This window comes from Acidovorax sp. FHTAMBA (genome assembly GCF_038958875.1).
Taxonomy (GTDB): Bacteria; Pseudomonadota; Gammaproteobacteria; order Burkholderiales; family Burkholderiaceae_C; genus Acidovorax.
The window spans coordinates 23,321-37,885 of the sequence record NZ_CP152407.1 but is presented as its reverse complement, the minus strand read 5'-3'; the positions used below and the strand labels follow the sequence as shown (position 1 = coordinate 37,885).

16 protein-coding genes are annotated in these 14,565 nt (G+C 66.7%); 10 read left to right on the top strand and 6 right to left on the bottom strand.

The window, feature by feature from the left end; translation table 11 throughout:
- The first annotated feature begins 134 nt into the window (after positions 1 to 134).
- Positions 135 to 1,313 carry an MFS transporter gene (locus tag AAFF19_RS00175; protein WP_182120664.1) on the top strand — a complete coding sequence of 393 codons (1,179 nt, stop codon included), beginning with the start codon at positions 135 to 137 and terminating at the stop codon, positions 1,311 to 1,313.
- A gap of 126 nt (positions 1,314 to 1,439) precedes the next feature.
- A complete protein-coding gene (gene ssb, locus AAFF19_RS00170) occupies positions 1,440 to 2,006 on the top strand; it encodes a single-stranded DNA-binding protein (RefSeq protein WP_008903883.1) in 567 nt (188 codons plus the stop codon).
- A gap of 137 nt (positions 2,007 to 2,143) precedes the next feature.
- Here ssb and AAFF19_RS00165 read toward each other — a convergent pair whose 3' ends face one another.
- From AAFF19_RS00165 to purE, 4 genes are all read right to left on the bottom strand, one after another.
- Positions 2,144 to 3,097 (bottom strand): SGNH/GDSL hydrolase family protein, encoded by a 954-nt coding sequence (locus AAFF19_RS00165; RefSeq protein WP_182120645.1) that lies wholly within the window; start codon positions 3,095 to 3,097, stop codon positions 2,144 to 2,146.
- 76 nt (positions 3,098 to 3,173) lie between these two features.
- Positions 3,174 to 4,190, bottom strand: a complete 1,017-nt coding sequence (locus AAFF19_RS00160; RefSeq protein WP_182120646.1) for an L-threonylcarbamoyladenylate synthase — start codon at positions 4,188 to 4,190, stop codon at positions 3,174 to 3,176.
- A gap of 16 nt (positions 4,191 to 4,206) precedes the next feature.
- Positions 4,207 to 5,382, bottom strand: a complete 1,176-nt coding sequence (locus AAFF19_RS00155) for a 5-(carboxyamino)imidazole ribonucleotide synthase (protein ID WP_182120647.1) — start codon at positions 5,380 to 5,382, stop codon at positions 4,207 to 4,209.
- Positions 5,379 to 5,873 carry a 5-(carboxyamino)imidazole ribonucleotide mutase gene (gene purE, locus AAFF19_RS00150; protein ID WP_055395445.1) on the bottom strand — a complete coding sequence of 165 codons (495 nt, stop codon included), beginning with the start codon at positions 5,871 to 5,873 and terminating at the stop codon, positions 5,379 to 5,381. Before purE ends, AAFF19_RS00155 begins: the two co-directional genes overlap by 4 nt.
- A 155-nt stretch (positions 5,874 to 6,028) precedes the next feature.
- On the opposite strand from purE, the gene trxA reads away from it, so the two are divergent.
- Positions 6,029 to 6,937, top strand: coding sequence for a thioredoxin (gene trxA, locus AAFF19_RS00145; protein ID WP_182120648.1), 909 nt, complete (start codon positions 6,029 to 6,031; stop codon positions 6,935 to 6,937).
- Between the two features lie 10 nt (positions 6,938 to 6,947).
- The gene (locus AAFF19_RS00140) at positions 6,948 to 7,799 is read left to right on the top strand and encodes an META domain-containing protein (RefSeq protein WP_182120665.1); all 852 of its coding nucleotides are present in this window, start codon (positions 6,948 to 6,950) and stop codon (positions 7,797 to 7,799) included.
- 19 nt (positions 7,800 to 7,818) lie between these two features.
- On the opposite strand, the gene AAFF19_RS00135 is transcribed toward AAFF19_RS00140, so the two are convergent.
- A complete protein-coding gene (locus AAFF19_RS00135) occupies positions 7,819 to 8,745 on the bottom strand; it encodes a phosphoribosylaminoimidazolesuccinocarboxamide synthase (RefSeq protein ID WP_182120649.1) in 927 nt (308 codons plus the stop codon).
- Between the two features lie 224 nt (positions 8,746 to 8,969).
- Between AAFF19_RS00135 and AAFF19_RS00130 the strand changes: the two genes are divergently transcribed.
- From AAFF19_RS00130 to hprK, 4 genes are all read left to right on the top strand, one after another.
- Positions 8,970 to 10,196, top strand: a complete 1,227-nt coding sequence (locus tag AAFF19_RS00130; RefSeq protein ID WP_182120650.1) for an MFS transporter — start codon at positions 8,970 to 8,972, stop codon at positions 10,194 to 10,196.
- A 238-nt stretch (positions 10,197 to 10,434) separates the two neighbouring features.
- The gene (gene raiA, locus AAFF19_RS00125) at positions 10,435 to 10,770 is read left to right on the top strand and encodes a ribosome-associated translation inhibitor RaiA (RefSeq protein ID WP_008903892.1); all 336 of its coding nucleotides are present in this window, start codon (positions 10,435 to 10,437) and stop codon (positions 10,768 to 10,770) included.
- 114 nt (positions 10,771 to 10,884) lie between these two features.
- Positions 10,885 to 11,352, top strand: coding sequence for a PTS sugar transporter subunit IIA (locus AAFF19_RS00120; protein ID WP_008903893.1), 468 nt, complete (start codon positions 10,885 to 10,887; stop codon positions 11,350 to 11,352).
- A 34-nt stretch (positions 11,353 to 11,386) separates the two neighbouring features.
- Positions 11,387 to 12,343: an HPr(Ser) kinase/phosphatase gene (hprK, locus tag AAFF19_RS00115; protein ID WP_008903894.1), complete on the top strand. Its 957-nt coding sequence runs from the start codon at positions 11,387 to 11,389 to the stop codon at positions 12,341 to 12,343.
- 129 nt (positions 12,344 to 12,472) lie between these two features.
- On the opposite strand, the gene fur is transcribed toward hprK, so the two are convergent.
- Positions 12,473 to 12,889 carry a ferric iron uptake transcriptional regulator gene (fur, locus tag AAFF19_RS00110; RefSeq protein WP_008903895.1) on the bottom strand — a complete coding sequence of 139 codons (417 nt, stop codon included), beginning with the start codon at positions 12,887 to 12,889 and terminating at the stop codon, positions 12,473 to 12,475.
- Positions 12,890 to 12,978: 89 nt separating this feature from the next.
- On the opposite strand from fur, the gene AAFF19_RS00105 reads away from it, so the two are divergent.
- Together AAFF19_RS00105 and dapB are read left to right on the top strand one after the other, a co-directional pair.
- The gene (locus AAFF19_RS00105) at positions 12,979 to 13,539 is read left to right on the top strand and encodes an outer membrane protein assembly factor BamE (RefSeq protein WP_008903896.1); all 561 of its coding nucleotides are present in this window, start codon (positions 12,979 to 12,981) and stop codon (positions 13,537 to 13,539) included.
- A gap of 72 nt (positions 13,540 to 13,611) precedes the next feature.
- Positions 13,612 to 14,466, top strand: a complete 855-nt coding sequence (gene dapB / locus AAFF19_RS00100; protein ID WP_008903897.1) for a 4-hydroxy-tetrahydrodipicolinate reductase — start codon at positions 13,612 to 13,614, stop codon at positions 14,464 to 14,466.
- Positions 14,467 to 14,565 lie beyond the last annotated feature (99 nt).

Sequence of the window (14,565 nt, the reverse complement as noted above, 5' to 3'; positions counted from 1 at the left end):
AAGGCGGAACCCGCCATGATAGGCGCACGCGCGTTTGATGGAATCCCGGGGGATCGGGGATCGGCGAAAATGCCAGCTTCGTCCGTCCGGCGCCCGCGCCCCCCACCGTGCCACGTTCTTCTGTTTCCACCTCCATGACCCCGCTGGAGCGCCGCTCCAGCATCAGCCTGGCGCTGATCTTTGCGCTGCGCATGCTGGGCCTGTTCCTGGTGTTGCCTGTGTTCGCCCTGGAGGCACGCAAGTACCCCGGCGGGGATGACCCGGCGCTGGTGGGGCTGGCCATGGGGATTTACGGCCTCACGCAGGCACTTTTGCAGCTGCCACTGGGCATGGCGTCTGACCGGTTCGGGCGCAAGCGGGTGATCGTGCTGGGCCTGCTGGTGTTTGCGGCGGGCAGCCTGCTGGCTGCGCTTGCCGATTCGCTCACGGGCCTGCTGGTGGGCCGGGCGCTGCAGGGGGCTGGTGCCGTGTCGGCCGCCGTGACGGCCCTGCTGGCCGACCAGACACGCGATGCCGTGCGCACCAAGGCCATGGCGCTGGTGGGCGGCAGCATCGGGCTGATGTTTGCGGTGGCGCTGGTGGCGGCGCCCGTGCTGACCGCGCAGATCGGCCTGTCGGGCCTGTTCGGGTTGACCTGCGCGCTGGCACTGGCAGGTGTCGCTGTGGTGCTGTGGTGGGTGCCGCCCGAGCCCGCACTGCACGCCCATGCGCCCCGGGGGCGTCTGGCCGATGTGTGGGCGCACCCGGACCTGCTCCGCCTGAACCTGGGCGTGTTCGTGCTGCACACGGTGCAGCTGTCGATGTGGGTGGCGGTACCGGCCATGTTGGTGCAGGCGGGGCTGGGCAAGGACCACCACTGGCAGGTGTACCTGCCCGCCGTGGTGCTCTCGTTCGCCGCCATGGGAGGGCTTTTTGCGCTCGAACGTGCGGGTCGGCTGCGCATGGCGCTGCTGGGGGCGATTGCGCTGGTGCTGCTGGTGCAGGTGGGGCTGGGCTTGCTGGCCGCCGGGGGCACCACCCCCACGCTGTGGGTGCTGGGGCCGCTGCTGTTTGTGTTTTTTTGCGGATTCAACGCGCTGGAGGCCAGCCAGCCCAGCCTGGTGTCGCGCATGGCGCCGGCGCAGCTTCGCGGCGCGGCGCTGGGCAGCTACAACACCCTGCAATCGCTGGGCCTGTTTGCGGGCGGTGCGCTGGGCGGCGCCCTGGTGAAATGGGCCGGTGCCCCGGGGCTGTTTGCCGTCACCACGGCGCTCACGGCGCTCTGGCTGGTGCTGACCTGGCCCCTGCGGCCCGTGGGGCGCGCAGGCCACTGAAGGGCGGCCGCGCCGCGCCCGGCCCGGGCTTCCATTGCGGGCCGGTTGCGGCACAATGTCGCGCTTGGCGCCCGGAATCCTTCTTCAAATCCGGCGCTTTCATCCTTTAAAGGCAAAAACAGCACCATGGCATCAGTCAACAAAGTCATCATCGTCGGCAATCTGGGTCGCGACCCTGAAATGCGCACCTTCCCCAGTGGCGACCAGGTGGCCAACGTGACGATTGCCACCACCGACAAGTGGAAAGACAAGCAGTCTGGCGAAATGAAGGAAGCCACCGAGTGGCACCGTGTGGTCTTCAACGGCCGCCTTGCCGAAATCGCCGGCCAGTATCTGCGCAAGGGCTCGCAGGTGTATGTGGAAGGCAGCCTGCGCACCCGCAAGTGGACCGACCAGAGCGGCGTGGAGAAGTACAGCACCGAGATTCGCGCCGACCAGATGCAGATGCTGGGCAGCCGCCAGGGCATGGGCGGCCAGGGTGGTGGCGGTGGTGGCCAACAGGGCGGCGGCTATGACGATGGCGGCTACGGCGGTGGCGAGCAGGGCGGTGGCTACGACCAGGCCCCCCGCCGCGCGGCCCCGGCACCGCGCCCCATGGCAGCCCCCGCGCAGCGCGCTGCGCCTGCGCCCGTCGCGCAGCCACCCCGCGCGGCTTCGGGGTTTGACGACATGGATGACGACATTCCATTCTGAAGCCCCCGGCAGCGCATGGAACCCAGGCCCACACCCGCAAGGTGTGGGCTTTTTCTTTACGGGGGGGCTGGGTTCAAACGCAGCAACTCGCCAAAAGCACCACGGGGACGGGTGCGGCGGCTGCCAGCGGCCAGCGACTACCAGCGTGCGCGCAGGCGGTCGTAGGCGTAGACGCCGAACTGGCGGTGGGCCGACGGTGCGAGGTACACGGGATCGGCAAACACATACGAGGTCGGGGTGCCGCCAGGCACCAGCGTGGAGGCGTTGCACAGGGCCGAGTTGACCTGCCCGGCGCCAATGCCGATGCCGTTGGAGGCATCCACCGACGTGCACACGGGCGAGGTGGCGTTGCTGAAGCCGTAGTTGCCGGGCACGTTGGTGTAGAGGTTCACGTAGTACTCGAAGTCCACGTAAAGCACGTTGGCACCCAGGTCCACGATGCCGACCTTCAGGCCGTCATTGAAGCGCCTGCTGGCGTCCGACAGCAGGTTCGTGCGGCCGATGGTCTTGGCCCAGGGGGTTTCGCTGAGGTTGTAGGTGCCGGTCACCACCACATACTTGGCACCCGCGTTCACCAGGCGGCGCACCTGCGCGGCCAGCTCTTCACCGGCCTTGCGTGCTGCGTCGAGCATGGCGGCGTCCGTCTGGGTGCCGGCCTGCACGGCGGCCATGCCGGCAATCACGTCGCTCACGCCGCCACTGAGCAGCACCACATCGCTGGCGCCAAAGCGGCCGCTGGCCAGAAAGGCATCGATCTGCTCGGCAATGGTGGCGGTGCTCGTGTTGCCTGCCGCGTCGGGCTTGGCGTTGACGCGGGCGTTGCCCACGGCATAGCTCGTGCCCCCGGCGGAGACTGCCGTGAGGGATTTGCCGTATTTCGCCACCACTTCCGAGGTCCAGTTGTTCACGCTTCCGTCGTTGACGGTGTAGCGCGAGCCGTTCTGTCCCACGTCGCTGTTGGCATCGCCAAACGCGATGAAGCGCTCGGGCGTGATGGCCGATTCGGTGGTGCTGGAACTGCAGGCCGCGAGCAACGCGGCCGACGCACATGCGGCGACCAGTACGGTGCGGCGCATCCAATTTGCTGCCATGTATTTCTCCAGAAAAGTGGGGGTTAGTTTAGCGGGGCAACGTCAGCGCAGGCAAAGCCGTCGTGGCTGGGGGCGATCAGGCCGCAGAGGCGCGTTGCAGGCGGTCCCGCACGCCCTCCCACTCGGGGCTGGCGGGCGGGGTCTCGATCCAGATCAGTTTCACGCCTTCTTCGTCAAAGCCGCGCAGCACGGCAAAGAGCTGCTGGGCAGTGGCGGCGGCGTCGTCGGGCATGCGGCGCATCACCAGCTGGGACGATTTGGTGCGCAGCGCCGCACGCGCGTACACGGCGATGTTGCGGGCCTCGGCGCCCAGCAGGTCCAGGCCGGTCTGCAGCGCCTTGGCATCCATCAGGCGCACCTTGGCGGCGGGCGCGTAGTGGGCCTCCAGCGTGCCCGAGGCGCGGGGCGTGAGCGCGGGCATGTCGTCCTTGGAAAGCGGCGCCAGGCCACACGCCCGTTTGATCTGTTCGCGCGTAATGGCGCCCGGGCGCAGCAGCACCGGCACGCCGCGCGTGCAGTCCACGATGGTGCTTTCGATGCCCACTTCGCACGGACCGCCGTCGAGCACCAGCAGCTCGGCGCCCAGCTCGTCCTGCACATGCCGGGCGGTAGTGGGGCTCACGCGGCCAAAGCGGTTGGCGCTGGGGGCTGCCACGCCCCACACGGGCGGGCCGCCCTGGGCCTCGCTGTCGCCGGGTGCGGAGCAGGCCAGCAGCAGGGCATGGGCCACGGGGTGGGCGGGGCAGCGCAGTCCCACGCTGTCCTGACCGCCCGTGGCGGCGCTGGCCACGCCGGGCAGGCGCGGCAGGATGAGCGTGAGCGGGCCAGGCCAGAAGGCATCGACCAGCTTCTGCGCAAAGCCCGGCACCTCGCTGGCGAAGTGCGCAATGCCCTCGGCGTTGGCCACATGCACGATCAGGGGATGGTCGCTGGGGCGCCCCTTGGCCGCAAAGATCTGCGCCACGGCGGCATCGCTGCTGGCATCGGCTGCCAGGCCGTACACCGTCTCGGTGGGCAGGCCGAGCAGCGCGCCGCTGCGCACGGCCCGCGCTGCGGCGGCGATGGATGCGGGCTGGGAGCCGTCAAGAATCATGGTCTGAAACCCGCCCTCAAAACGGCGCAATGCCCAGCAGGGCCGCCGCCTGCAGGGCAGTGGCACGTGCTGCGTCGGGGGTGGCTGCGGTGATGTTGAGGTGCCCCATCTTGCGACCACGCTTGGCGTCGCGCTTGCCGTACAGGTGCAGGTGGGTGCCGGGAAGCTGCAGCACCTCGGCCCAGGGCGGGGTCTGCGCCGCGTCGCCGTGCGCAAACCACAGGTCGCCCAGCAGGTTGAGCATGACGGCGGGGCTGTGCTGGCGCGGCTGCGTGAGCGGCAGGCGGGCCATGGTGCGCACCTGCAGCTCGAACTGCGACACGTCGCAGGCGTTCTGGCTGTAGTGGCCGCTGTTGTGCGGGCGCGGGGCGATCTCGTTCACCACCAGGCTGCCGTCCTGTAGCACAAAGAACTCCACGCAGAGCACGCCAACGTATTGCAAACCATTTGCTATCGAAACTGCAGCTGCTACCGCTTGCTGGATAAGCGCTGGAGGCAGATTTTGTTCAAAAACCTCCGTCACCGCCAGAATCCCGTCGCGGTGCAGGTTGCGCTGCACGGGCAGGTGCACGGTGGCACCGTCGGCGCCGCGCGCCACGATCACGGAGCATTCGAGCGCGAGCGGCAGCATTTGCTCCAGCACGCAGGGCACGTTGCCGACAGAGTCCCAGGCAGCGGCCAGGTCGGCGGGCGTCTTCACGCGCACCTGGCCCTTGCCGTCGTAGCCCATGCGGGCCGTCTTCAGGATGCCTGGTAACAGATCAGAAGAAACTGCAGCCAGTTGCTCAGCCGTTTCGATCACCGCATACGGCGCACAGGGCACGCCGCAGGCCACAAAGTGGGCCTTTTCCCGGGCACGGTCTTGCGCCACCGACACAGCGCTGGCGGCAGGCGACACGGGGCGTTGCGCAGCCAGGGCGGCCAGCGCGGCAGCGGGTACGTTTTCGAACTCGGTGGTCACAGCATCCGACAGGCGGGCCAGCTCGGCCAGGCCTTGCGGATCTTCATAGCCGGTCTGGATGTGGTGGTGGCTCACCAGCCCGGCGGGGCTGGTGGGATCGGCGTCGAGCACTGCCGTGAAGTAGCCCATGGCCTGCGCCTGGTGCACGAACATGCGGCCCAGCTGGCCGCCGCCGAGCACGCCCAGCGTGGCGCCAGGCAGCAGCGGTGCCAAAGTGTTGTCGGCGCTCATGCAGCAGGCGGCAAGGTCATGTTGCGGGCCACTTCCGTCTGCTCGGCGCGAAAGGCTTCGAGGCGCTGGCGCAGTTCGGGGCTCTCGTTGGCCAGCAGGGCCACGGCGAACAGCGCGGCGTTGGCAGCGCCTGCCGTGCCAATGGCAAATGTTGCGACGGGGATGCCCTTGGGCATCTGCACGATGCTGTGCAGCGAATCCACACCCTGCAGGTGGCGGCTGGCCACGGGCACGCCCAGCACGGGCACCGTGGTCTTGGCGGCAATCATGCCGGGCAGGTGGGCGGCGCCACCGGCGCCCGCGATGATGGCTTTGAGGCCCCGGCCGGCAGCGGCCTCGGCGTAGGCAAACATGTCGTCGGGCATGCGGTGGGCAGAGACCACGCGGGCCTCGTGCGCGATGCCGAACTGTTCAAGAATCTGCACTGCATGCTGCATGGTGTCCCAGTCGCTGCTGGAACCCATGACCACGCCGATCTGGATGGGTTTCATGGTGTGGAGGGCGCTGGCGGGCAGGTGGCGCCTGCTTTGCCGCTGTAGGTGGAACCCGCGATTTTACTTTTTACGCCCCCCTTCCCGGCATGGGGCTGTTTCGATGGGCCAAAATAGCGCGCAAACCGCTCCGCAGGCCTTGGCCCCACACCATCATGATTGACGTCACCGTAGAAAACTTTGAAGCCGAGGTGGTTGCTGCCTCGATGAACGTGCCCGTGCTGGTGGACTTCTGGGCGCCCTGGTGTGGCCCCTGCAAGTCGCTGGGGCCGGTGCTGGAGAAGCTGGAGACCGACTATGCGGGCCGCTTCAAGCTCGTCAAGATCGACTCCGACCAGGAGCAGCAGCTGGCGGGCATGTTCGGCATCCGCAGCATTCCTACCTGTGTGCTGCTGATGAACGGCCAGCCCGTGGACGGCTTCATGGGCGCCCTGCCCGAGGGCCAGGTGCGCGCCTTCCTCGACAAGCATGTGCCCACTGCGGAAGAGGTCGTGGCCGAAGCCGAGGAAGAGCAAGCGCTGGAAGCCTTGGCAGAGGGCGACACGGGCACCGCCCTGGAAAAGCTGCAGCACGCCGTGGTCACCGACCCGTCCAATGACGATGTGCGTTTCGACTACGTCAAGCTGCTGCTGCAGCTGCGCCGTGACGACGATGCCAAGGTCGCCTTTGCCCCCGTGATTGCCAAGGCCCCGGCGTCGCGCAAGCTGGGCGCGCTCAAGATCTGGATGGATGCTATTGATTTTGTAGCTGTTGGCGCATACGGGGAAAGCGCTGAGGCTGATTTTGATGCAAAAATTGCCGCCAACAAGCGCGATTTCGACACCCGCTACGCCCGCGCCCGCTGGCTCATGGCCGCCCAGCGCTGGACCGACGCCATGGACGAGCTGCTGGAAATCCTCATGCGCGACAAGGTCTGGAACGAAGAGGCGGCCCGCAAGACCTACGTGGCCATTCTGGAAATCATCGAGCCGCCCAAGGTCAAGGTGGCCGAGGGGCAGATTCCCCCCGAGGACCCGGTGGTGGCCACTTACCGGCGCCGCCTGTCGAGCGTGGTGCTGAGCTGAAAGGTTCTTGGTGCTGCCTGTGGGCGCGGTAAGGGTTCACAGGCTGGCTGGCGCACAGCGCCAGGTTGTACACCCCGGCGTGCTGCGCGGCGCGTTGGTGGCCACGCTGGCGCTGCTGGTCGCAGGCTGTGGCACGCGGCCCCCCGCGCCCGATGCGGTAGTGACGGGCGTGGCATTGTCACGCGAGCGGGTGCTGGTGCCACCGGATTCGGTGTTCGAGGCAACGCTGCTCGATGTCACCCAGCCCGATCAGCCGCCCGTGGTGCTGGGGCGGCAGCGGCAGGAGCTCGCCGGGCAACCTCCGTATGCTTTGCGGATTCCGTACCCCACAGTGCGTTTCATGCCCAAGGGGCGCTATGAGGTGCGCGCGACCGTCTCGTGGGAAGGGCGTTTGCTGCTGGCAACCATGATGCGCCACCCCGTTCCCCAGGATTTGGCTTTCCGCCGCGTGGATGTGCTGTTGCAACGCCCGCCCGCACTGCCCGCGACGGTAGAGGCCAGTGTGCCGCTGCTGCTGACCCACTGGCGGCTTGCACAGGTGCAGGAACACCCTGTTGCCCGTGGTCCCGAGGCGGGCCCGGCCCCGTTCCTGATGCTGCAAGGGGACGAGGCCCGCGCGGCCGGGGGCGGCGGTTGCAACCGCTTTGTGGCCGACTACAGCCTGGAAGGGGCTAGCCTTCGGTTTGACCGCCTGGTGTCGGGCATCACGCTGTGCCTGGACACCGGGGCCGCAGAGGCGCGGTACCTATCCGCCCTGTCGGCGGTGGCGAGTTTTCGCCAGCAAGGCACGCAGCTACTGCTGCGCGATGGGGAGGGCAAGCCCCTGCTGCGTTTTGAGGCCGCCGAAACGCCGCTGCGCTGAGGGCGCCTCCCCCAGCCGGTCAGGACGCGGCGGTCAGGCGCTCCAGCGCCTCGCGGTATTTGGCGGCCGTCTTTTCAATCACTTCGCGCGGCAGGCGGGGGGCGGGTGCGGTCTTGTCCCAGGGCTTGCCGTTCACCTGCGCCTGCTCCAGCCAGTCGCGCACAAACTGCTTGTCGTAGCTCGGCGGGTTCTGGCCGGCGGCCAGCGCCGCTTCGTAGCCTTCCACGGGCCAGTAGCGCGAGCTGTCGGGCGTGAGGACTTCGTCCATCAGCACCAGCGTGCCGTCGGGCGCCAGGCCAAACTCGAATTTGGTGTCGGCAATGATCAGGCCCTTGGGCAATGCGATCTCGGCAGCAGCCTTGTAGATGGCAATGCTCAGGTCGCGGATGCGCGTGGCCAGGTCAAGGCCAATCATCTCCACCGTGCGCTCGAAGGTGATGTTCTCGTCGTGCTCACCCGCAGCGGCCTTGGCGGCGGGGGTGTAGATGGGCTCGGGCAGCTTGGCGGCGTTGGTCAGCCCTTCGGGCAGCGGCACACCGCACACCGAGCGCGACTCCTGGTATTCCTTCCAGCCACTGCCGGCCAGGTAGCCGCGCACCACGGCTTCCACCGGAATGGGCTGCAGCCGCTGCACCAGCATCGAGCGGCCACGGATCTGCGCAGCTTCGTCCGGGGACACCACACTTTCCGGCGCGTCGCCCGTCAGGTGGTTGGGGCAGATGTACCCCAGCTTGTCGAACCAGTACAGCGCCATCTGCGTGAGCAGCTCGCCCTTGCCCGGAATGGGTTCGCCCATGATCACGTCAAAGGCCGACAGGCGGTCGCTGGCCACCATCAGGATGCGGTCGTCGCCCACGGCGTAGTTGTCGCGCACCTTTCCGCGGGCCAGCAGGGGCAGCGACGTGAGGGCAGAGGTGTGCAGGGCGTTGGAGCTGGGCTGGGTCATGGTGTCGGTGTGGGCGATCAAGGTGCGCTGCAGGCAGGCCGCGAAACAGGGGGGTGAAGCGCCCGGGCGGTGAAGCATGTCTTCCCGTCGCGCGCGCAACCCGCCGATTTTACGCGCGGGCCCGGTGTGCCCCAGGTGCACGGCGCTGCTGCCCTGCGCGCTGATCGCCCTTGCGGCACACTGTGCGGCTCCCCAACCGAACCGGGCCCCCTGGGGCCGCCCCTGTGCCCTCTACCTCTGCGCTCACTCCCCGTCGCGAACTCTGGCTGCTGCTCACTCTGGCGGGCATCCAGTTCACCCACATTCTTGATTTCATGATCATGATGCCGCTGGGCCCCCGGTTCACCCAGCTGTTTGCCATCAGCGATGCGCAGTTCGGGCTGCTGGTATCGGCCTACACGCTCTCGGCAGGGGTGTCGGGCCTGCTGGCTTCGACCTACATCGACCGCTTCGGGCGCAAGCGGCTGCTTCTGGTGCTGTACGCGCTGTTTGGCCTGGCCACGCTGGCCTGCGGCGTGGCGCCCACCTACGGCACGTTGATGGTGGCGCGCATCCTGGCGGGGGCGTTTGGGGGGGTGCTGTCGGCCCTGTCGCAAACCATCGTGGCCGATGTGATTCCTTTCGAGCGGCGCGGCCGTGCCATGGGCATCGTGATGACGTCCTTCTCGGTGTCCACGGTGGCCGGTGTCCCGCTGGGGCTGATCCTTGCCGAGGCGGGGGGCTGGAACATGCCGTTCATCGCCATTGCTGCGATGGTGGCGGTGCTGGCCCTGCTAGCGGCCCGCACCATGCCGGCCATGACGGCCCACGTGCAGGCGGCCAGCGGCCGGACGGCGCTGGGCGGCATCGGCCAGGTGCTTGCCGACCCCAACCACCGGTGGGCATTTCTGTTTTCTGCGCTGCTCATGTTCACCGGATTCACCGTGATCCCCTACATCACCATCTACATGCAGACCAATGCAGGTGTCCGCGCCGACCAGATTCCGCTGGCCTACCTGTGCGGCGGCGTCGCGACCCTTTTCACCGCGCGTCTGTTCGGGCGGCTGACGGACCGGCGCGGCAAGGTGCGAACCTTTCGCTGGCTCGCCCTGTCTGCGGCGCCCTGTTTGCTGGCCATTACGCTGGTGCAGGGGCTTCCGCTGTGGGGCGTGCTGGTGGTCTCGACGCTGATGTTTGCCTTTGTGAGTGGCCGCATGATCCCCGGCATGGCGATCGTGGCCTCGGCGGCGCAGGCGCCCTTGCGCGGCACCTTCATGACGTTGAACGCCTCGGTGCAATCGGCCGCCATGGGCGTGGCTTCAGTGGTTGGCGGTTTGCTGATCAGCCGCGACGCGCAGGGGCTGGTGCAGAACTACTGGATGGCGGCGCTGGTGGGTATTGCAGCGAGCCTGCTGTCGATGGTGGTGGCCGGGCGGTTGACGCTGCATGGTGCAGCGCCTTCGGCACGCTGAACACCCGCCCACTGACGGGGGCGGGTGCTCCCCGGCAACTCAGCCATTGTGCGCGCTTTTTGGGGGCTTGGCACCTTGGCGGGCATAACCCAGCGGGCAGGGGCGAAATGGGATTGCTTTTCACAAGGGCCGGGAGCATAGTGACTTCACGTCAACGGGATGCATCCAAGTTCGCCGGGCCGCTCCTCTGATCCAGGGCGGCGTTTCTTCCACAGAGCGTGTTACAGGAGACTTATTTATGAACTTGACGATCAGCGGTCACCACCTCGAAGTTACCCCAGCCTTGCGCAACTACGTCACCACCAAGCTGGACCGGATCACCCGCCATTTTGACCAGGTTGTCGACGTCAAGGTACTGCTGACGGTAGAGAAGCAAAAGGAGAAGGAAAAGAGGCAGCGAGCGGAATGCAACATCCACGTCAAGGGCAACGACCTGTTTGCCGAAAGCTCCCACGCCGACCTGTACGCGGCGGTCGATGAGCTGGTCGACAAGATGGACCGCCAGGTCGTGCGCCACAAGGACCGCTTGCAGGACCACCACCACGAAGCCGCCAAGCGCGAAATGCACGCTTGATGCGCCAGCCCTGAGCCTGGCCCAGCAGCCGCCCCTTTTGGGCGGTTTTTTTGTTGCCGTGCAGCACAGCGCTCAGGGTTTTCGCCAACATGTGCATAATTGTTTCCCTTGACCATGAACCGACTCGCCTCCATCCTGCCCTCCGCTCAAGTGCTTGTGAGCGTGGACGCCACCAGCAAGAAGCGTGCTTTTGAAGAAGCGGGTCTGCTGTTCGAGAGCCAGCACGGCCTCTCCCGCGCGTTGATCACCGACAGCCTTTTTGCCCGGGAGCGCCTGGGCTCTACCGGCCTGGGCCACGGCGTGGCCATTCCGCATGGCCGCATCAAGGGCCTGAAAGCGCCGATGGCGGCGGTGTTTCAGCTGCTCCATCCCATTGGTTTTGACGCGCCCGACGAACTGCCTGTGGGTTTGCTCATTTTTCTGCTGGTGCCGGAAGCGGCCACGCAAAAGCACCTGGAAATCCTGTCTGAAATTGCCGAGCTGCTGAGCGACTCGGCCCTGCGCGAAAGGCTCAAGGCCTCGACCGATGCGGCCGAGCTGCACGGCATGATCGCGGGCTGGCAGTCCACCCAGACGGCCTGATCGGCCCGCCGCAGCACCCGCCCGCTGAATCTCCGTGAAACCCAACGTTGTCAGCGCCGATGTCCTTTTCGAAGAGTTCCGCGGCCTGCTGAAGTGGGAATGGGTGGCGGGGCTGGGTGCGTCCGAGCGGCGTTTTGACGAAGTGGCCGTGCGCTCGGCGCGCTCTGGCGCAGACCTGGTCGGCTACCTCAATTACATCCACCCCTACCGGGTTCAGATTCTGGGCGAGCGCGAGATCGCCTACCTCAGCAGCGCATCGCCCGACGATTGCAAGCGGCGCATCGCGCGCATCGTGACGCTGGAGCCGCCCGTGCTGGTGCTGGCCGACAACCAGTCAGCGCCGGACGAGCTGGTGTCCATGTGCGAGCGCGCGCAGATCCCGATGTTCTCCACGCACGAGTCGTCGGCGTTTGTCATCGACGTGCTGCGCGCCTACCTGTCCAAGCACTTTGCCGACCGCACCACCATGCACGGCGTGTTCATGGACATCCTGGGCCTGGGCGTGATGATCACCGGCGAGTCAGGCCTGGGCAAAAGTGAGCTGGGCCTGGAGCTGATCTCGCGCGGCAACGGCCTGGTGGCCGATGACGCGGTGGACCTGTTTCGCATCAACCAGACCACCATCGAAGGCAAATGCCCCGAGCTGCTGCAGAACCTGCTGGAGGTGCGCGGCATCGGTTTGCTCGATATCCGTGCCATCTTTGGCGAGACGGCCGTGCGCCGCAAGATGCGCCTGAAGCTCATCGTGCACCTGGTGCGCAAGGAAACGCTGGAGCGCGAATACGAACGCCTGCCCTATGAGCCGCTCACCCAGGACGTGCTGGGCGTACCGGTGCTCAAGGTCGTCATCCAGGTGGTGGCGGGCCGAAACATTGCCGTGCTGGTAGAAGCGGCCGTGCGCAACACCATCTTGCAACTGCGCGGCATTGATACCTACCAGGAATTCGTTGAACGCCACCGCCGCGCCATGGAGCGCGATACGGGGGGATAGTTTGCTACTATTTTGGTAGCTATTGGCGCTTATCTAGTAAGCGCTGAGGCCGTTTTTGATGCATCAATCGGCATCAACAGGGTGCGATCTTCTCGCCAACGCCCGTCGCGTGCCGGTTTCTTCTTTTTCTTACTTGTTGGCGCAACTGGCGCACTGGCCATACAGCGCCATGGTGTGGTCCTGTACCACCCAGCCCTTGGCCTTGGCCACTGCCTGCTGGCGTTTTTCGATTTCCGCGTCGTAGAACTCCTCGACCTTGCCGCAGGACGTGCAGATGAAGTGGTCGTGGTGCTGGCCTTCGTTGAGCTCGTACACCGCCTTGCCGCTTTCAAAATTGCTGCGGATCAGGATGCTGGCCTGCTCGAACTGGGTGAGTACGCGGTAGACCGTGGCCAGACCGATGTCCGAACGCTCCTCCAGCAGAACCCGGAACACATCTTCGGCCGTCATGTGGCGCTGACCGCCTTTCTGGAAGATTTCCAGAATCTTCAGGCGAGGGAGCGTGGCCTTGAGTCCCGTGCTTTTGAGTTCGTCGATGTTGGTCATGGCGTTGTCTTTCGGGAGGTGGGACCGGGCCCCGGGGCAGGAAGGCCTGCCGCTACAATGGCGCGATCATATCCTCAGCCCTTTTATCCATGCCCGTCATAGCCCCTTGCAGTGCCCGTCTGGGCCTGGTCTTCCTGGCCGGGGTCAGCGCGGCAGCCCTGGTTGGCTGCAGCAGCCTGAACGGAGCCAGCACCCGCATTGCCAGCCTCGTCAACCCTTACCGGGTGGATGTGGTGCAGGGCAATTTTGTGTCGCGCGAGCAGGTCGAGGCGCTGCAGCCCGGCATGAGCCGCCAGCAGGTGCGCGAGATCCTGGGCACGCCCCTCGTCACCAGCCTGTTCCATGCCGACCGGTGGGAGTATGTGTTCACCATCAAGCGGCCGGGCGAAGAACCACAGACGCGCAAGCTCACCGTGTTCTTCAAGGGGGACGCGCTGGAGCGCTCGGAAGGCGACACGATGCCGACCGAGACCGAGTTCGTTGCCAGCCTGGGTTCGCGCGGATCCAAGGGCAAGGTTCCTGTGCTGGAAGCCACGCCCGAGCAGCTGGCCCGATTTCCGGCGCCCCAGCGTGCGTCGGAACCCCAGCCTGCAGCGCCGCAGGAGCCGGCCTCCGTCAGCTACCCCCCGCTTGAAGCGCCCGTGCGCTAGGGCTTGCAGCAGTGCGGCCGCCGCTGGGGCGTGTGCCGCACCTTGTTGCCAACGTCAACTTACAGGACTCACATGACCGGGACTTCCTCGCCTGCCGCGCACACCACGACCTCTGCCCCCGGCACCCGCCACCGGGTGGCAGTGGCCGGGGCGTCGGGCCGCATGGGGCGCATGCTGATCGAGGCCATCCGCGCCAGTGACGACTGCGTGCTCGCCGGGGCCTTGGACGTGGCCGCCAGCCCGGCCATTGGCTCGGACGCCACCGCATTCCTCGGCCACGCCAGCGGCGTGGCCATCACCGCGGACATCGCCGCCGGCCTCCAGAATGCCGACGTTCTGATCGATTTCACGCGGCCCGAAGGCACGCTGGCCCATCTGGCCGTGTGCAGCCAGCGGGGCGTCAAGGCAGTGATCGGCACCACGGGCTTTTCGGACGAGCAGAAAGCCGCCATCGCGAAGTTTGCAGAGGGTTCGGCCATCGTCATGGCGCCCAACATGAGCGTGGGCGTCAACGTCACGCTCAAGCTCCTTGAGATGGCCGCCAAGGCCATGGCCACGGGCTACGACATCGAGATCATCGAAGCCCACCACCGCCACAAGGTGGATGCACCCTCGGGCACCGCGCTCAAGATGGGCGAAGTGATTGCCGACGCCATGGGCCGCGACCTCAAGGAATGCGCCGTGTACGCCCGCGAAGGCGTGACGGGCGAGCGCGATCCGTCCAGCATCGGTTTTGCCACCATCCGCGGTGGTGACATCGTGGGCGACCATACCGTGCTGTTTGCGGGCATCGGGGAGCGCATCGAGATCACCCACAAGTCCTCCAGCCGCGCCACCTATGCGCAGGGCAGCCTGCGGGCGGTGCGCTTCCTCGCCGGGCACAGGACGGGCATGTTCGACATGTTCGACGTGCTCGGACTGCAATGAGAAACCCTCTGAGATGCTCCGCATCTTCCCCCTCCAGGGGGACGCCACCCGTAGCCTGGCCAAGCCAGTTCCATGGTGGCACTGGTTTCGGGCGCGCCA